16 protein-coding genes are annotated in these 17,682 nt (G+C 43.1%); 9 read left to right on the plus strand and 7 right to left on the minus strand.

Going from position 1 to position 17,682, the window contains the following annotated elements; translation table 11 throughout:
• Positions 1–8 precede the first annotated feature (8 nt).
• Entirely contained in the window at positions 9–251 is a 243-nt protein-coding gene (gene xseB, locus QF117_RS09675; RefSeq protein WP_017035674.1) for an exodeoxyribonuclease VII small subunit, read from the minus strand.
• A gap of 429 nt (positions 252–680) precedes the next feature.
• Between xseB and pomA the strand changes: the two genes are divergently transcribed.
• From pomA to rlmM, 7 genes are all read left to right on the plus strand, one after another.
• A complete protein-coding gene (gene pomA, locus QF117_RS09680) occupies positions 681–1,445 on the plus strand; it encodes a flagellar motor protein PomA (RefSeq protein ID WP_017035673.1) in 765 nt (254 codons plus the stop codon).
• Between the two features lie 10 nt (positions 1,446–1,455).
• On the plus strand, positions 1,456–2,424 hold the full coding sequence (locus QF117_RS09685) for a flagellar motor protein MotB (RefSeq protein ID WP_282388715.1): 969 nt from the start codon (positions 1,456–1,458) through the stop codon (positions 2,422–2,424).
• 231 nt (positions 2,425–2,655) lie between these two features.
• Positions 2,656–4,104: a tRNA uracil 4-sulfurtransferase ThiI gene (gene thiI, locus QF117_RS09690; protein WP_282388717.1), complete on the plus strand. Its 1,449-nt coding sequence runs from the start codon at positions 2,656–2,658 to the stop codon at positions 4,102–4,104.
• 399 nt (positions 4,105–4,503) lie between these two features.
• Positions 4,504–5,412: a transcriptional regulator GcvA gene (locus QF117_RS09695; RefSeq protein WP_282388718.1), complete on the plus strand. Its 909-nt coding sequence runs from the start codon at positions 4,504–4,506 to the stop codon at positions 5,410–5,412.
• Positions 5,405–6,028, plus strand: coding sequence for an alpha/beta fold hydrolase (locus QF117_RS09700; protein ID WP_282388720.1), 624 nt, complete (start codon positions 5,405–5,407; stop codon positions 6,026–6,028). Before QF117_RS09695 ends, QF117_RS09700 begins: the two co-directional genes overlap by 8 nt.
• Positions 6,018–6,416, plus strand: coding sequence for a DUF423 domain-containing protein (locus QF117_RS09705; RefSeq protein WP_282388722.1), 399 nt, complete (start codon positions 6,018–6,020; stop codon positions 6,414–6,416). Before QF117_RS09700 ends, QF117_RS09705 begins: the two co-directional genes overlap by 11 nt.
• The gene (gene rlmM, locus QF117_RS09710; RefSeq protein WP_282388723.1) at positions 6,413–7,504 is read left to right on the plus strand and encodes a 23S rRNA (cytidine(2498)-2'-O)-methyltransferase RlmM; all 1,092 of its coding nucleotides are present in this window, start codon (positions 6,413–6,415) and stop codon (positions 7,502–7,504) included. Before QF117_RS09705 ends, rlmM begins: the two co-directional genes overlap by 4 nt.
• A gap of 313 nt (positions 7,505–7,817) precedes the next feature.
• On the opposite strand, the gene xni is transcribed toward rlmM, so the two are convergent.
• The 5 genes from xni to queF all read right to left on the minus strand — a co-directional run bounded on the left by xni (position 7,818) and on the right by queF (position 15,132).
• Positions 7,818–8,585: a flap endonuclease Xni gene (gene xni, locus QF117_RS09715; protein ID WP_282388724.1), complete on the minus strand. Its 768-nt coding sequence runs from the start codon at positions 8,583–8,585 to the stop codon at positions 7,818–7,820.
• 139 nt (positions 8,586–8,724) lie between these two features.
• Positions 8,725–10,095, minus strand: a complete 1,371-nt coding sequence (ppnN, locus tag QF117_RS09720; RefSeq protein WP_282388725.1) for a nucleotide 5'-monophosphate nucleosidase PpnN — start codon at positions 10,093–10,095, stop codon at positions 8,725–8,727.
• Positions 10,096–10,327: 232 nt separating this feature from the next.
• Complete coding sequence (locus QF117_RS09725) at positions 10,328–11,893, minus strand: GGDEF domain-containing protein (RefSeq protein WP_282388726.1); 1,566 nt, start codon at positions 11,891–11,893, stop codon at positions 10,328–10,330.
• Between the two features lie 116 nt (positions 11,894–12,009).
• Complete coding sequence (locus tag QF117_RS09730) at positions 12,010–14,274, minus strand: tetratricopeptide repeat protein (RefSeq protein WP_282388727.1); 2,265 nt, start codon at positions 14,272–14,274, stop codon at positions 12,010–12,012.
• 12 nt (positions 14,275–14,286) lie between these two features.
• Entirely contained in the window at positions 14,287–15,132 is an 846-nt protein-coding gene (gene queF / locus QF117_RS09735; RefSeq protein ID WP_282388728.1) for an NADPH-dependent 7-cyano-7-deazaguanine reductase QueF, read from the minus strand.
• 111 nt (positions 15,133–15,243) lie between these two features.
• On the opposite strand from queF, the gene syd reads away from it, so the two are divergent.
• Together syd and QF117_RS09745 are read left to right on the plus strand one after the other, a co-directional pair.
• Positions 15,244–15,789, plus strand: a complete 546-nt coding sequence (gene syd, locus QF117_RS09740; RefSeq protein WP_282388729.1) for a SecY-interacting protein — start codon at positions 15,244–15,246, stop codon at positions 15,787–15,789.
• Between the two features lie 19 nt (positions 15,790–15,808).
• Positions 15,809–16,588, plus strand: a complete 780-nt coding sequence (locus QF117_RS09745) for a Zn-ribbon-containing protein (RefSeq protein ID WP_282388730.1) — start codon at positions 15,809–15,811, stop codon at positions 16,586–16,588.
• Between the two features lie 272 nt (positions 16,589–16,860).
• Here QF117_RS09745 and QF117_RS09750 read toward each other — a convergent pair whose 3' ends face one another.
• On the minus strand, positions 16,861–17,670 hold the full coding sequence (locus QF117_RS09750) for a MetQ/NlpA family lipoprotein (RefSeq protein WP_282388731.1): 810 nt from the start codon (positions 17,668–17,670) through the stop codon (positions 16,861–16,863).
• Positions 17,671–17,682 lie beyond the last annotated feature (12 nt).

Genomic DNA, 17,682 nt, shown 5'->3' on the forward strand with positions numbered 1-17,682 from the left:
CTTCTATATTATTCCGTCGGAGATTCAAAAGGGCTCAGAGGCGCTTCGTCATCATTTTGCAGCAAAATGCTCACACGTTGTTCAGCATCGCTTAGTTTTGTTTGACCGACGCGAGCTAAAGCAATACCACGTTCGAATTTTTTTAGAGCGTCATCAAGTGCTAACTCGCCATTTTCCAACTGTTCAACTAAAGTGTCGAGTTCTTCAATGGTCGCTTCAAACGACATGTTCTCAGGTTTTTTACTCGCCATAATATGTCTCGTTTAGCTGTCTAGTTGAGAAAGATGGACGAAAGTTACCTTAGGGCGTGGTGATGGTCAAATTTAACCAAAAAAAATTGTTAGAAAAGTGGAGCTTAAACGGTCTATTTTCTATACCTAAGTGACAGTGTGTTACTCGTATGAATAGAATGTTGTGACTCAATATGAATAATTTTAGCCGCCGTTGTGATAAAAACACACTGTAAATGTCATCATAGGTTGATCTGTGTGGCGAAAAACTTTGAAAGGAATTCCAATAATTTAGTTAAAGATCTTATGATCAGGCCGATAACTAATTTAACTGACGAAAGAATACCAATTTATCTTATCCTTAAATAACGTTAATTGAGCACTCGCATTGTGTTTTTTTGAATTGGTATCAATCTCATATTCGCTGATAAATAGCATGAGGAGTGCTTTGTGGATTTAGCAACGCTGTTAGGACTCATTGGAGGTTTTGCCTTTGTCATCATGGCGATGATCCTTGGTGGCAGCATCATGATGTTCATCGATGTCACTTCTATCTTGATCGTGGTCGGTGGCTCAACCTTCGTTGTACTGATGAAGTTTACAATGGGCCAGTTTTTTGGGGCAGCAAAAATTGCCGGCAAAGCATTCATGTTTAAAGTGGATGAGCCTGAAGATTTGATTGCGAAAGTGGTTGAAATGGCAGACGCAGCACGTAAAGGTGGCTTTCTAGCACTGGAAGAGATGGAGATAACCAATGGTTTCATGCAAAAAGGCATCGATCTGTTGGTGGATGGCCATGACGCCGACGTGGTGAGAGCGGCACTGCAAAAAGACATCGCATTAACCGATGAGAGGCACGACTTTGGTGCCAGTGTTTTTAGAGCCTTTGGTGATGTTGCTCCTGCGATGGGAATGATTGGTACTCTTGTTGGTTTGGTTGCGATGCTGTCTAACATGGATGATCCAAAATCCATTGGCCCTGCGATGGCGGTTGCATTGTTAACCACACTCTACGGCGCGATTTTATCAAACATGGTGTTTTTCCCTATTGCCGATAAATTGTCCCTCAGACGTGAACAAGAAAAACTGAACCGTCGTTTGATTATGGATGGTGTGCTGGCTATCCAAGATGGTCAAAACCCACGCGTTATCGATAGTTACCTTAAGAACTACCTCCATGAAGGTAAGCGTGTTCTTGATGTAGATAACGAGTAAGGAACGCAGTATGGATGATGAAGATGATTGCAAATGTCCGCCCCCCGGGCTCCCGCTGTGGATGGGAACATTTGCCGATTTGATGTCACTGTTGATGTGCTTTTTCGTATTACTGCTTTCGTTTTCAGAAATGGATGTTCTGAAATTTAAACAGATAGCGGGTTCGATGAAGTTTGCCTTTGGGGTTCAAAACCGTCTTGAAGTGAAAGACATCCCTAAAGGGACCAGTATTATTGCCCAAGAGTTTCGACCTGGGCGACCAGAACCTACCCCGATTGACGTGATCATGCAGCAAACCATTGATATCACGCAGCAAACCCTTGATTTTCACGAAGGGGAATCTGATCGAGCGGGGGGGACTCAGCGAGACAAGGGTAAACAGACGGGCGGAAAATCACCCGATACCTCAACGCAAGACAACCAAAACAACGAAGCCGATCAACAACAGCAGCAGGAATCGGATTCACAATCAGAAGCGCAATCTGAAGAGCTTGAAATCTTAGAAGAAGCGATCAAAAAAGCCCTAGAGCGAGAAATAGCAGAAGGGGCGATTGAAGTTGAAAATCTGGGTCAGCAAATCGTCATCCGTATTCGAGAGAAAGGGGCATTCCCTGAAGGATCGGCGTTTTTACAACCGAAGTTTAGACCCTTGGTTCGTCAAATCGCAGAGTTGGTTAAAGATGTCCCTGGCATTGTTCGTATTTCGGGTCATACCGATGACCAACGATTAGACTCTGAACTGTATCGTTCTAATTGGGATCTCTCTTCTCAGCGGGCGGTTTCTGTTGCTCAAGAGATGGAAAAAGTCCGCGGCTTCTCTCATCAGCGTTTGAGAGTCAGAGGGATGGCCGACACTGAACCGCTAGGGGAAAATGATACGGCGGCTCAACGCTCTCGAAACCGTCGAGTTGAGATCAGCATTATGCAAGGTGAGCCACTGTACAGTGATGAAGTACCATCAATACCGCTTGAACAGTAATGTATTGATTAAAAAAGCGTTGTCGGTGGAGTTCGTCAACTCTCTTGGTCATTAGAAAGGTGAGTGTAACGCTCACCTTTTTTATGTTTGCAACCTCGTGTATAATCTTGCGCCCTTATAGAGCGGTTATTAAAACACGCTTATTATTATGGTGATTGGCCTTTGGGTTACTTACCGTAATGAGAAGTAGAATAGTCGCGTTGCGCCAGCTTTTAACCTGTGAAGTGATGTATGAAATTTATCGTTAAGCCCCATCCAGAAATTTTTGTCAAAAGTGATTCTGTGCGCAAGCGCTTCACAAGGATTCTAGAGTGTAACATTCGCAACATACTACAAAACCGAACCGAGTCGGTTGCCGTATTCAACCGTCGTGATTACATCGAAGTGACTTCACAAAGTGACAAGTTCTACAATGAAACGTTAGACGTTTTAACGCAGACTCCGGGTATTCACCACTCTCTTGAAGTTCAGCAGTCTGATTTTAAAGATTTGCATGATATCTACGAGCAGGTCTTGGAGTTAAGCGGTTCTCTTATTGTCGATAAGACTTTTTCAGTACGTGCTAAGCGTCGTGGCAAGCATGACTTTTCTTCGATTGAGCTTGAACGTTATGTTGGTGGCGGTCTTAATCAAGCGGTTGAAAGTGCCAAAGTACAGCTGAAGAACCCCGATGTAACGGTCAAAGTTGAGATTGAAAAAGATAAACTTAACCAAGTGATTGCTCGTCATAAAGGCTTGGGTGGGTTCCCTCTAGGAACACAGGAAGACCTTCTTAGCTTAATTTCTGGTGGCTTTGATTCTGGTGTTTCAAGTTACTTACATATTAAACGTGGTTCAAAAGTACACTACTGTTTCTTCAATTTAGGTGGCCCTGCACACGAAATTGGTGTTAAGCAAGTTGCTCACTTCCTTTGGAATAAATACGGTTCATCGGCAAAAGTAAAATTCATCTCTGTGGATTTTGAACCGGTTGTGGCAGAGATTTTAGAGAAAGTCGACGATGGTCAAATGGGCGTCGTACTAAAACGTATGTTTATGCGTGCGGCAGGGCAAGTTGCTGAAAAATTTGGTATTCAGGCATTAATCACAGGCGAAGCGCTTGGGCAGGTTTCGAGCCAGACGCTGACGAATCTTCGTCATATTGATAACGTGACCGATTCATTGATTCTTCGACCGCTGATCAACTGGGATAAAGAAGACATCATTTCTCTTGCTCGTGAAATCGGCACAGAAGACTTCGCAAAAACAATGCCGGAATATTGTGGTGTTATTTCTAAAAATCCAACGGTTAAAGCAGTCAAAGCCAAACTGGAAAGAGAAGAAGAAAACTTTGATTTCGCTATTTTAGATGGTGTTGTCGAGAACGCTCGAGTCATGGATATTCGTGACATTGCAAAAGAGAGTGTGCAAGCAGCGCCGGAAGTCGAACACGTACAAAAAGCAGATGGCAGTGCTATCGTACTGGATATTCGTAGCCCGGAAGAAGAAGATGGCAACCCATTAGTGATTGATGGCGTTGAAGTAAAACATATTCCTTTCTTCAAACTCGGCACACAATTTGGCGATTTGGATCAAGGTAAAGAGTACCTTCTTTATTGCGATCGCGGCGTTATGAGTCGCTTGCAAGCGTTGTACTTGCAAGAGCAGGGTTACCACAACGTAAAAGTGTACCGACCTTAGGTTACGGTTAATAAAGACAGCCCAAGGTAATAGAATGATGACGCGAATCGTATGACGGTTCGCGTTTTTTATTGCTGTTCAGCCTGGGGCTATTGTCGATAGATAAAAAAACACCGCCAAAAAGGCGGTGTAAAAGAATTTGACAGACAGGTCAAAAATACAGGAAGTTGATCTTGTCGTTGAGATAACAGCGACAAAATATTTGGTAGAAATCTACCTAACTCGAAAATCGAGTATGCAAACACAACATAGCAAGCAGCAAGCCAATTAATTCTGGAGAGAATTAAGCCGTTCAGGCTTGCGCTGCGGGATGAAATATAGAATTTCTCTGGCCGCTAAGCAATCGACAATTTATAATGTTTCAGATTAAAAAAACTAATCCATTTTTTGAGTGCTCCTATGTCTAGAAGATTGCCTCCTCTTAATTCGTTAAAAGTGTTCGAAGCTGCCGCTCGGCACTTAAGTTTCACTCGTGCTGCTGAAGAGTTATTTGTCACTCAAGCTGCAGTTAGTCATCAAATTAAAGCTCTGGAAGAGTTCTTAAGTCTGAAGCTGTTTCGTCGACGAAATCGTTCTCTGCTGTTGACAGAAGAGGGCCAAAGTTACTTCCTCGATATTAAAGACATCTTTTCATCTCTTGCTGAAGCGACCGATAAAGTGCTTGAGCGCAGTGAAAAAGGTGCGCTCACCATTAGTCTGCCCCCCAGTTTTGCTATTCAATGGTTAGTACCGCGTTTAGCCGATTTTAATCAGCAACAACCTGACATCGATGTTCGAATAAAAGCCGTTGATATGGATGATGGCTCTTTGACTGATGATGTCGATGTGGCGATTTACTATGGTCGAGGCAATTGGCCAGGTTTACGAGCCGATAAACTGTATCAGGAATATTTGGTTCCCTTGTGCTCTCCTGCTCTTTTATTGGGGAGTAAGCCTCTAGAGTCATTGAATGACCTTAAATCCCATACGTTACTGCATGATACTTCTCGTAAAGACTGGAAGCAGTTCACTAAGCAATATGGATTGGAAGGGGTGAACGTCAACCATGGGCCTATCTTCAGCCATTCTACTATGGTGCTTCAAGCTGCGGCTCATGGACAAGGCATTGCTCTAGGACACAACGTATTGGCTCAACCAGAATTAGAAGCCGGACGCCTTATTGCTCCATTTGATGAGATATTTGTCACCAAGAATGCTTTTTATGTGGTGTGCCATGACAAGCAAGCGGATATGGGGCGGATAGCCACATTCCGTGACTGGATGTTAGCCAAGGCTCAAAGTGAGCAAGAGGAGTTTCTTGATGACTGATTATCTGATTGATGGTCAAAGCGATCAGCCCGTATTCATTTTTGCTCACGGTGCGGGGGCGGGAATGGACCACGATTTTATGGTTCAAGTGGCTAAAGGTTTGGCTGATAATGGCATTCAGGTGATTCGCTTTAATTTTCCCTATATGGTCGAACGGGCTGAAAGTGGAAAAAAGCGTCCTCCCGATCGTGCGCCAAAGCTCTTAGAGGCGTACCAGAAAGTGATTGATGACGTTGCAACTCGACCTGTTGTCATTGGTGGAAAGTCGATGGGAGGGCGAATGGCAAGCCTATTGGCTGATGAAACATTGGTGGCTGGCGTGGCTTGTTTAGGTTACCCGTTTCACCCACCGGGAAAACCCGAAAAGTATAAAGGGGTCCATTTGGCTACACTGAGTAAGCCATGCCTTATTTTGCAAGGTGAACGCGATACGATGGGAAAAAGAGAAGAGTTTACTGAGTTTTCACTTTCAAACCATATCGAGGTTGCATTTATTCCCGATGGTGATCATAGCTTCAAGCCTCGTCAACGTTCAGGGTTTACGCAAGAACAAAATATCGCGTTAACCGTTGAAAAACTCAGCCAGTTTATTTTTGAGGTATACGATGCGAAGTAAGTCATTGCTTACATTTTGTGGTCTATCTGGCATGGTTTCAGTCGCTTTAGGGGCTTTTGCCGCACACGGCCTAAAGTCTATCTTGTCGCCGTACCTGCTGGGTGTGTTTGAAACGGGTGTGCAATATCAATTTATTCACTCCATCGCGATTGCGGTATGTGCGATTTTAATTCAGATAAATATGGGCCAAAAAGCACAAAAGTATTTTTTCCTTGCCGCAATTTGCTTTATTATCGGCATCCTTTGTTTTAGTGGCAGTCTTTATGCACTAGCGCTTACCGGAATTAAGTGGTTTGGACCGATTACCCCGTTGGGTGGTCTACTATTTATTATTGGGTGGGGGCTGTTTACTGTCGCAGCACTACAGTTAAAAGAGGTTAACAAGTGAAACACGTAATGCTCTATTGCCGTTCTGGCTTTGAAAAAGAGTGCGCTGGTGAAATTCAAGATAAAGCGAATCACCTAGAGGTGTATGGTTTTCCTCGTGTACAGAAAAATACTGGTTATGTGCTGTTTGAGTGCTACCAAGAAGGCGATGCGGTTAAGTTGATCAAATCGATCGATTTTCAAACGTTGATCTTTGCTCGCCAAATGTTTGCGGTTGCGACTGAGCTGACTGAGCTGCCAACAGAAGACCGCATCTCTCCTATTTTACAAGCGTTGAGTGAGGTTGAAGGCTTTCCTCGTTGCGGTGATATTCGTATTGAAACGCCAGATACCAATGAAGCAAAAGAGCTGCTGAAATTCTGCCGTAAATTTACCGTGCCGATGCGTCAAGCCATGCGCGGTAAAGGGTTATTGTTTAATAAAGATAACCCTAAAAAACCAGTTATGCATCTCTGCTTTGTCGCACCTGGCCACTGTTACGTGGGTTACTCAAACGTCGACAATAACTCAAAGTTCTTTATGGGGATTCCACGGTTAAAATTCCCTGCCGATGCACCAAGCCGTTCGACATTGAAACTTGAAGAAGCATTCCATGTTTTTATCCCTCGCGATGAGTGGGATGAACGATTAGCCTCAGGGATGTGGGGCGTGGATTTGGGTGCATGCCCAGGTGGTTGGACATATCAATTGGTGAAGCGCTCTATGTTTGTTCATGCGGTCGATAACGGCATGATGGCTGACAGTTTAATGGAAACGGGCCAAGTTAAGCACCACCAAGTTGATGGGTTTAAATTTGAGCCTGATCGTAAGAACGTAACTTGGCTTATTTGTGACATGATTGAAAAACCGTCTCGAGTTGCTCAGCTTATGGGCGAGTGGATCATTAGTGGTTGGGCAAAAGAAGCGATTTTCAACCTGAAACTGCCGATGAAAGGTCGTTATGATGAAGTGCTTCAAGATATTGAAAACCTGAAGCAATTCTTAACTGAAAATGACGTTAAGTATAAGCTTCAAGCGAAGCATCTTTATCATGATCGTGAAGAGATAACGGTTCACCTTCAGTGTTTGTCGAATATCTCGCCGCACTAACTATTCAACCGCACTAACTATCTCAACGTACTAACTATTTCAACGTGCTAACTATTTCAACGTACTAACTATTTCAACGTAGTAAGTATTTCAACGTAGTAAGTATTTCACAACGCTGAAAAGATTAGCGACTTTGATGAAGGCCCACGGTTAGTCTCCTGGTTCGGATGATGGATTAAGGAGAACGACAGTGGGTCTTTTTGTACGCTTAGGAAGGTCGATGGTGCAGTGATAACAGGTCGCTGAGAATTGAATGCCAGTAGCTAATAATGACTCGTTAACAACAACCGGCTTTGCTAGAGGTCACCTCTGTTTATCCATTAAAACGTAGTTCTTGTAAATTGAATCCTAGTTCGATATCCGTTTTAAGCGCACAGACGATTTTGCACGTACGCGCAGAGTCTATGTGCTCATCAAATTTCTTTCGGTATTTGGGTACGAGATCATCCGCGCAGTAGGCTGTCTCAATATCGGTGTATTGGTTCAGTATTTCTTTAGCCGCTTTTGGGCCGATGCCTGGAATCCCTGGGACTTGGCTTGAGCTAATACCAGTCAGCCCCCAGTAGTCAGAAAGCTGATTCGGTTTAACACCAAATTCTTTTTCAATAAAAGGTTCATCGAGCCAGCGGTGTTGAAAATAATCGCGAATTTGTAGCGTTGGAGAGAGTAATTGGCAGTAGCCTTTATCGGTTGAGATAATGGTGACTTTTTCACCGTGTTGAGCCACTTTTACCGCTAATGTTGCGACTAAATCATCGGCTTCATCACCATCGGAAAGCAGAGAATCAATTCCTAGATCCCACCAGGCTTGCTGAATTTTATCTAAGCCATGCAGTAAAGGTTCAGGCATGGGTTTTCGGTTTTCTTTATATTTAGGCAGTATTTCTGCTCGCCAACCTCGATTTTGCAAATGGTGATCAAACACCGCAATGATATGCGTAGGTTCGGCTTCATTTATTATGCGCTTTAATGTTCGGCTAGTCGTTTCAATGGTTCTTGCTATGTCTGCGGGATCGGGCTGAGCTGAGTGGACACGTCGAATGAGGTTGAGCGCATCGATGATCACTAGGTGTATTGACATAACATTCCAAAAAATAAGGGCTTATTCAGCCCTTATTGTAATGAATCAATGATAGATTGCTACCCATTGCCTGTAGAGAATGACTCACCGTGAAGAGTGACTGTACCCTGAAATGGCATCGTGATCGCTTTCTATCGGTTTAACGGTCGTCAGTGGTGGCTATTTTGTAACAAGGCACGTAATCGGTGCCACCGGGTAACTTCATTCTATGTTGTTCAACAAAGTCGTTGAGCAGCTTGTCCATCTTCTCCATAAGTATTGAATCGCCGTTGATTGTGAACGGCCCATGTTTCTCTATTTCGATGATGCCTTCCGCTTTAACGTTGCCAGCAACAATGCCAGAAAAGGCTTGTCTGAGTGCGGCCGCTAAGTTTTCTGGGGGCTGTTCAAGATGAAGATCCAAGCTCGCCATGCTTTCATGGGTAGGTTCGAAGGGGAGCTGAAATTCCGGTGCAATTTTCAGTGACCAGTTAAAACTGTAAGCATCACCGGTGTCTTTTCTGTGCTGTCTTACACTCGGCATCGCTTGGCTGATAATTTGCGCTGCCTTTTCTGGATCATCGATGACTATTTGATAATGCTTTTGTGCTTCTTTGCCAAGAGTCTCACCAATAAATTTATCGATTGAGCGGAAGTAACTTTCACTCTCTTTTGACCCTGTCAGTACGATCGGCATCGGTTGGTCGGCATTATCTGGGTGCATCATGATGCCCAGAATATACAAAAGCTCTTCTGCGGTTCCTGGTCCACCCGGGAAGATAACAATCCCGTGGGCCATACGAACGAACGCTTCAAGACGTTTCTCAATATCCGGCATAATGATCAACTCATTGACGATCGGATTCGGTGGCTCTGCTGCAATAATAGATGGCTCGGTTAGCCCTAAGTAACGACGATTTTCATAACGCTGCTTAGCGTGACCAATCGCGGCTCCTTTCATTGGCCCTTCCATCGCTCCTGGCCCACAACCGGTACAGATGTTCAGCTCTCTAAGGCCGAGTTCATGGCCCACTTCTCTTGTGTACTGGTACTCAGTTGGATTGATCGAATGACCACCCCAGCAAACCACAAGGTTCGGCTCAATGCCAGGTGTTAATGCGTCTGCATTGCGTAATATGCCAAAGACCAAATTGGTAATATGAGTACTATTCGTGAGATTCAAACGTTGGCTGTCGGCTAGGTGCATATTGACGTAAACAATATCACGCAGCACTGAGAATAAGTGTTCTTGAATGCCCTTGATCATTTGCCCATCCACATAGGCATGTTCGGGCGCATTACTTAATTCGAGCTTGATACCACGCTCGCGACGAACGACATTCACATCAAAGGATTTGTACTTTTCTAATAGCACCTTTGAGTTATCGGTGTGGCTACCAGAGTTGAGAACTGCCAGAGTGCAGTTTCTGTAAAGTTGATAAATATCACTTGATGCTGTTTTTTTAAGGCGCTCAACTTCTAGTTGAGAAAGCAAATCCATACTACCTGCTGGGCTAATATGAGTGATCATAGTCGCCTCCTATTGTCTGAGAAATAAACACACCGAAAAAGTTGGTGTATTTAACATCTTAGCAAAGAAATTCAGTATATAACTATTTGAAAAGACTAAATCAATACAGAAATGTTAATAATTTGAATTTTATGGGATGGTGACAAAGAAATATGAGGGGGGAATGTGAGGTGAAAATAGGGTTAATGAACGGCAACGTTGAGTTTGAGATCACGGACTATAAGTGACGTGATTATTTCCAAATAAGTTGATTTGTTCCTAAGCTTTTCGCTTCACTGAGATTGCGACTGATGCGATCAAGCACTTCTTCTGGGGTATCCGATTCTCTAAATACAGAGCTGGTGGCGGTAAGAGTGATAGAAATATTTTTATCTTTAAATTTGAAAGGTAATTTACTGATCTGCCTTTGAATGGTTTGAATCACTTTATAGCACTCGTTGTCGTCTCGTTCGGGCAATAAAAGAATAAACTCCTCACCTGCAAATCGAGCCACAGTATCGGTATCTGACACTTCTTTAGAAATAGTTCGGGCGATGATCTTCAATGCTTTATCACCAGCGACATAGCCAAAGCTATCATTGATGGCTTTAAAGTTATCAATGTCTAACAATACAATGCGTAAATTATTCTGTGTTCTAATCCAACGGCGGTACTCTAACTCCATACGATCATTAAAGGCCGTACGGTTATATATTTTGGTCAGAGGGTCGAGCAGCATTCGTTTGGCTTGATCTTCAAGTCGGCGACGGTGATCTTGGGTTAAATCAAATACCGCTTCCAATTGCTGCTTTCCATAGCTCATGCGTTCAATGAGAGCTTCTTCTCTTTGCTCTGCGTGGTTAAGCCGTTCTGTTAACGACGTCAATTGAGCGAATAAAGGGGTCATTTCTTTCTTTAGAGCGTCCAGGTCACTGGATGAATTGACCGCCGATTTTGACTTTATGACCAGTGCATCGAGTTCTTTATTGATATTTTTTCGTTGGTCAAAGTAGCTTTGGCTTTGGTCGACGCTTTGGGCGTTACTTTTTAGAGTAGAAGAGAGTGACGAGTTGACTTGCTCAAGGAATTGCTCTGACGTTTTACGCTCAAAATTTGTACCATCAACGACCAGCTTAAGAACTTGCAGTGTGATCTCTAGTAAGGATTGCGTCGAGACACCGAGCAGCAGTTTCGCTCTGATGTCGATGAGTATGTCACCAGATTCGCCTTCAAAATCCAATTCAGTGATTAAATGTTGTAATTCTTCTGATAAACGGGCGAGCAGTTCTTTATCTGCGGCATTATTTATTTCAGATAATGCGGTGTCTGGGTTTGAGGTGATGATTTTTATCGAGCGTTCGTAGATCGCAAGCAGTTGTAGCGCATGGGTTGAATCTTTGTTTTTTTCGGATCCAGAATAACTAAGGAGATCTCTTAAATCACGCTTTATCCTAGGCGGCAGCCCAGTAATACGCAGCAGGGTTTCTCCACTGTGTTTGACTTGTGAATCTAACTGAACCGTCTTTTTTTCCATAGCCAACGTCTGTTGTTTCAGCATTCTTTCTAATACGGCAAGACGCGGTATTAGCGAGCTGATGTCTTTATGCTGCTCAAGAGACTGTCGCAACTCACCCAGGCTCGTGCTTAGTTTTGAATTCTCTTCACCACAAGCAAAGCTGAGGGACGCAACAATACGCTTAAGAACATTTTGTTCTCGTTTAAATTTGAACGAAGAATCTCGTTGTGTCAAACGAACCTGTTCAAGTTCGCTTTTTAGCTTGATTAGCTCTAATTCTAAATCTTGTTCGAGAACGCCCATACAAACTTAACTATATGTCCATGTAAAAAGATCAAAAATGATCTTATTAACTAATTAATCGATAATAACAAAATAAATAAGGACGTCACTGAATCTAATGCTTGAACGCCCAGGTTTTATCCATCTTTTAATAGTTTTTTGATGCTGTCCTCATTCTTATAAGAAGAATGTACTTTTATTAGCCCTTGGTTGATTGAATGCTTGCATGCTTTTCTTATGTTTCCAGTTGCAAGGCTAGCGGCTGGCGCATTTTCTATGGCTTTCAAATAGACCCACTGGCTTGAGTGTTCTTTCATGCTCAATGTTCGAGCAACACTGGTCGACATCAATAAAATATCAATCAGTTCTTTGTCGCTGATGGCTGTGTATGCTCGGGGTAAAAATGGGTAGTCAGCAATTCCTATTCTGACCACTCTCATCAGCGGAAGATCGGATTTAAATTCTTGAATCCAGCTTTGTATCTTATGAAATAGCTGTTCGGGATCGCTATTATCGTCATCTTGGGGTTCGATATACAAAAGATTGGCGTCTGAGAAATGGTAAATCCGAGCAGGCTCAGAGATTTTGCTCTTTAGAAACTCTCCAAATGATTCTTCAAGCTTTAAACCGTCTTCATAACCGTGCTGTAAGTACATATTTCTTAAGAAAGGAATATCAATCAATATGAACTTTAACCGGTCGTGCAATGGTTCATGGATGAGTTCTCCCGCTGGCCATTGCTCAAATTGATGCCGATCTTTTACTGGTGTGGGCAACTTCGCACTTAACATGCGTAAATTTGGCAAGGTGGAGCGTGAGTGTGTGCAAAGCGCATCATTGAGATTAGCGTTATCTAAATTTAGTCTTTGGATTATGTACCCTCTGCGGAGTAATACAATGAAGATCAAAACACCAATAGTGAAAAGAGCCCATGAAATACGACGCAACTGAAGGTATTTCTCGTGGGTTTCTTGCAGTTCTTCTTTTTGGCCTGTTAGGTGTAAGGTTTGTTCAACGAATTCCTTCTGCTGACGAAAGGCTTCTTCATTAATCAGATTTAAAGATTGTTGTTGAATCAGGCTGAGGTCATTAAACTTTTCTAAATTCTCTAACGCCTCCTCAAATTTTTCCTTTTTCTCAAAGCCAAGATAAAGAAGCTTATGGGCGTGCATTTGAATTGTGATGTCTTTTAACGCTATACCAAGATCAAGGGCTTCATTGGCATAAGCATAAACTAAATCTGGCTCTTGCTTGTGATGAGCAAGCCCTGCATTGAGCAGCAGCGCTTCCGCTTTTAAATGAGGGAACTGCACATATTCCAGTAACTTTTCAGCTCGATTCAAATACTGTTCAGTTAATGAAAAGTTATAAAGCTGGAGGTAAGTGGCCGCCAACGACAAGCGTATATCGATGACATCTTCAATGTTATTTATCTTTCTCTCGTGATCGATAACGTTGAAGTAGTGCACTAAAGCCAAATTGTATTTTGACTGCTGGTAGTAAATGTCGCCCATCTGTTTTAAAACTTCTGCCAGTACAACAGAGCTTTGGTAGTTGTCATAAAAATCGGCCGCTTGAGATAGGTGTTTTAAGGCCGTATCAAATACTTTTCGTTCATAAAAAAGCTGCGCAAGTAACCGATTGACCGCTGCAAGTTGACCACTTGAATTGTCTTCAATCGCTTGCCAATAGCTAATAAGTAATTGAGATAAGGCACGATTGTAGAGCTTATTATTCAAATAGTGATGGCCGACCGCAATGTGGTAATCGATATAGGTGGCTTTGGATTTAAGTGAATCGACATACGGTTTTACTTTATTAAAATACTGGTTCGCTAAATCGACGTTACCTTCGTACGATGCAATTTCAGCTTTGAGCATAAAAATACGGTAATAAATCACGCGAGCAAACTGATCCGCTTGTTTAATGGTGCTGTATTTAAGCTGAATCTCTTCAATTGACTGGATGGCTTGTTCAGAGTTGCGCGTTTGAAGCCAAAGAAACCGAGTGTGGAGTGTTTTAACGCTCAGGTTTTGGTAATGAAGTCGGTGCTGGTTGGTAAGCTGTTCCGCTTCTTCTAAGCGCTTATTCGCAACCGATGTATTGCCCAGGTTATATTCCGCTTGAGCGAGAATCGTGAGGGCATTAACCGTACTGATTGGGGTACGGATCGTGTTGTCACTTTCATCCCGATTCATCGCCGATGGATTGTCATTTTGATCCGTAATGAGCTTACGTTGATTCAAATAATTGGAAGTAAGTACTTTAGACTGCGCTGGTACAATACCCAGTAAATTGTTCGCCTCATTCAGTGTTGGAGAAGAATAAATCGTGGCGTGGGTAAGTGTAGAAAACAAGCAAAGAGTGAAACAAAATAATTGCATCCAGCGCATTGGTAGCATTCTGGTTATTCCTTATTGGCGAGCCATGCGCTGATTATGAGCGGGCTTCGAGTTTTCTGATGAACGATACGGGTTGATGTCTAAGCCACCACGACGAGTATATCGAGCGTATACCGTTAAACGCGTCGGCTGACAATATTTCATGATGTCAGTAAATATACGTTCAACACACTGCTCGTGGAACTCGTTATGTTCACGAAAAGAGACAATATAGCGTAACAGAGCTTCGCGGTTAATTTTTTGACCTTGATATTGAATTTCTACACTGCCCCAGTCGGGTTGGTTGGTAATCAAGCAATTGGACTTCAATAAGTGGCTGTGTAGTGTTTCTTCAACGATCTCATCACTGGTTGCGCCATCAAGTAACGTGGCATCAAAGTCGTAACTTTCAATCTTAATATCTTGTGCATCAATACATTCGCCCGACATAGTGACGATAGGTTGCTGTGTATAATCGGTGACAGGGTAGATGTTTAAAGCCACGATTTCCCCAGCACAAGCAGATAAATCGTCTTGAAGTTGTTTCGACACTTGGTCCCAACTTTCAAAAGTGGTTTGGTTGTAACTGTTTAGATAGAGCTTAAAGGACTTGGATTCAATCAGATTTGCGCTGGTGGCTGGAATCGCCACTTCCCCGATAGCCACTTGGGGCAATCCATTCTCATTTAGCCAAGATAGCTCATACATGGTCCAAATATCGCAGCCTTGGAACGGAAGGCTATCACCTAGGTGCAAATCATCTCTATTTAAACTGCGAGGTACGGGCTGCAGCAAGCTGGCATCATATTGATTGGTGTATTGCGTTTTTTGGCCAAGGGTAAGACCCGCGAGCTCTTTTGCATTGGAATATTTGCTCATACTTTGTCTTAAATTAGATTAGAATGGCGAGAATTTTACGCAATCCCCAGTGAACTGTCATTAATCATATGACCTAAAGCTGGCTTTCCGACCCATATTTTGGAGACCTCAATGACTTCTGATGCTTCTCAGGCTCTTTTTTCTTTTAGCCAAAGGTATTTAGACGCATATCAATTAGCTCATCACTCACTTCCTCATAACGAAGAACTTGCTCAGCTGGTATCTCCTTGTGTTGAAAAGAAGTGGCAAGACAGTGTGTTATGGAAAGCTCATCCACGTGAGAAGAGCGCTGACTTTACCAATGTGGAAAATGGCATTGAGTTGACCATTCATGATGATATTAAAGCCTTCTATGGCAGCCAGTACAGTGCTGACATGAACGCAAAGTGGAAAGGTAACGAACTGGCATTATTGCAGGTTTGGAATGATGAAGACTTTGTACTGTTGCAAGAAAATATCCTAGGGCATTTGGTCACGCAAAGGCGTTTAAAGCTGAAACCCACGGTGTTTATTGCTGCGACTGACGCAGAGCTTGATGTGATTTCGATATGCAATTTGTCAGGAAACGTTATTTTGGAAAGGTTGGGCACCGATAAGCGCGATGTCCTAGCGCAAAGTATTGTTGAGTTTCTTACTCACTTAGAGCCAGCGGTATAGTCGGGTTTGGGAATAAATAATGTATGTAGTTGAATTGCAATTTGAGTGCTTTGATAACACGACGGTGAGCGCCGTTGATAAAGCGATCAATGGCCTGATGGATGCGCTGAGATACAACGGACAAGTCCTGGGTCGTGAGTTCCCTATCGTAATGGGAGAGGGCGAGTTTCTGGTTCGTGTTGTGTGTCCTGAACAAGACAGTTTGCACCCTAAGTATCATTCTGATTTTGTTAAAGTGTGCTTTAACCGCTTAACGGAAGCATGCCTACTAGCGCCCAAAATGCGTTTGCTTGGAAGAGATCTTAACTCGGAAGAAGCCGCTGAAGAAGAGACGCCGAGTTGGCAAATCCTTTACACCACCTTCGTTCATACCTGCTCACCATTAAGAAGCGGTGAAAGCTTGTTGCCTATTCCGTTGTATCGAAATCCTGCGACGTTCAATGGCGATCATAAAGCTTTGATTAAGTGGCAAACAGAATGGCAAGCGTGTGATGAAATTCAAATGGCAGGAGCTTGCCGAGCCGAGCACGCGACGCAGTTTGAAATCTGCAGTGCTGATAGTGTGCTGTTTCGCCGTGGTTGGGATTTAAGAGGACGCATTGAGTTTTTAACTAAAGTGCCGACTTACTACTATCAATATCGAGTTGGCGGAGAGAGCTTAGCGAAAGAGAAAGAACGCAAGTGTCCTAAGTGTGGTGGGGATTGGTTACAGGATGAAGCATTGCACGATATCTTCCACTTTAAGTGCGATGACTGCCGTATAGTGTCCAATATTTCCTGGGATCAAATTAAAGTCTAGCCGCTAATGACTTCACCGCTGGACATTCAATCCTGAACACTTGATGCAGAACACGGGATAAAGGTGTTTATAGGTAAGCAATGTTTACAGATAAGCAATGTTTAGATAAGCAATATACTCAGACAAGAATAAAAAAAGCCGATATCTACTTTATTTTATTGAAAGCGAGCTCATGGAGCATGATTTCATTGAGTAGGATATCGGCATTTTAAATGGTTTAGCGTTGACGTTCGGTTATTTTAATAACGTCGCGACAGTGAGCTTTGGGCTGATTACCAGCCTTTTACTACGCCACCTTGGAAAATTTCAGACGCTGCGCTGTATACTTCTTCCGTTTGGTATGCTTTTACAAAGTTCTGAACGTTTTCGGCATTCAGGTTATCTTCGCGAGCAACAACAAGGTTTACGTATGGAGATTCTTTGTCTTCAACAAAAATACCGTCTTTTTGTGGTGTTAGGTTGATAGAGCTCGCGTACGTTGTGTTGATTATAGAAAGCGCTACATCATCCAGTGAACGAGGAAGTTGCGCTGCATCGAGTTCAACAATAGTGATGTTTTTAGGGTTCGTTACGATATCGCGAACGGTAGCCAGTAGACCAGCGCCTTCACGTAAAGTAATAAGACCTTGTTGTTCAAGAAGAAGCAGTGAACGACCTAGGTTTGTTGGATCGTTTGGAACCGCAATACGCGCACCATCTTCGATTTGTTCAACAGAGTCCACTTCTTTTGAATAACCTGCAATTGGGTAAACAAAGGTGTTACCAGCAATCACAATTTTGTAGCCGCGGTCAGCAACTTGCTGATCTAGGTATGGTTTGTGTTGGAACGCGTTAACGTCGATAGAACCATCGTCAAGTGCCGCGTTGGGTGTCACGTAATCGGTGAACGTCACTAGCTCAACATCAAGGCCGTATTGCTCTTTTGCGATTTTTGCCGCTACTTCTGCTACTTGAGCTTCTGCACCAGCCATTACACCCACTTTGATTTTGCTGCTGTCTTCTGCTTTATCACCACAACCTGAAAGAACAAGCGCAGACGCTATCGCTGCAATGGAAAGTAGACCTTTAACGTTAAATTTCATGATTATTTCCTT

Origin of the sequence: Vibrio sp. YMD68 (assembly GCF_029958905.1) — a bacterium.
Lineage (GTDB): Bacteria > Pseudomonadota > Gammaproteobacteria > Enterobacterales > Vibrionaceae > Vibrio.

What these genes read in the sequence shown, in the direction of transcription:
- ppnN (WP_282388725.1), bottom strand. Translation starts at nt 10,095, where the DNA reads ATGATCACTCATATTAGCCCAGCAGGTAGTATGGATTTGCTTTCTCAA.
- xni (WP_282388724.1), bottom strand. Translation starts at nt 8,585, where the DNA reads ATGTCAATACACCTAGTGATCATCGATGCGCTCAACCTCATTCGACGT.
- QF117_RS09700 (WP_282388720.1), top strand. Translation starts at nt 5,405, where the DNA reads ATGACTGATTATCTGATTGATGGTCAAAGCGATCAGCCCGTATTCATT.
- QF117_RS09705 (WP_282388722.1), top strand. Translation starts at nt 6,018, where the DNA reads ATGCGAAGTAAGTCATTGCTTACATTTTGTGGTCTATCTGGCATGGTT.
- QF117_RS09685 (WP_282388715.1), top strand. Translation starts at nt 1,456, where the DNA reads ATGGATGATGAAGATGATTGCAAATGTCCGCCCCCCGGGCTCCCGCTG.
- thiI (WP_282388717.1), top strand. Translation starts at nt 2,656, where the DNA reads ATGAAATTTATCGTTAAGCCCCATCCAGAAATTTTTGTCAAAAGTGAT.
- QF117_RS09750 (WP_282388731.1), bottom strand. Translation starts at nt 17,670, where the DNA reads ATGAAATTTAACGTTAAAGGTCTACTTTCCATTGCAGCGATAGCGTCT.
- QF117_RS09695 (WP_282388718.1), top strand. Translation starts at nt 4,504, where the DNA reads ATGTCTAGAAGATTGCCTCCTCTTAATTCGTTAAAAGTGTTCGAAGCT.
- QF117_RS09745 (WP_282388730.1), top strand. Translation starts at nt 15,809, where the DNA reads ATGTATGTAGTTGAATTGCAATTTGAGTGCTTTGATAACACGACGGTG.
- queF (WP_282388728.1), bottom strand. Translation starts at nt 15,132, where the DNA reads ATGAGCAAATATTCCAATGCAAAAGAGCTCGCGGGTCTTACCCTTGGC.
- QF117_RS09730 (WP_282388727.1), bottom strand. Translation starts at nt 14,274, where the DNA reads ATGCTACCAATGCGCTGGATGCAATTATTTTGTTTCACTCTTTGCTTG.
- xseB (WP_017035674.1), bottom strand. Translation starts at nt 251, where the DNA reads ATGGCGAGTAAAAAACCTGAGAACATGTCGTTTGAAGCGACCATTGAA.
- syd (WP_282388729.1), top strand. Translation starts at nt 15,244, where the DNA reads ATGACTTCTGATGCTTCTCAGGCTCTTTTTTCTTTTAGCCAAAGGTAT.
- QF117_RS09725 (WP_282388726.1), bottom strand. Translation starts at nt 11,893, where the DNA reads ATGGGCGTTCTCGAACAAGATTTAGAATTAGAGCTAATCAAGCTAAAA.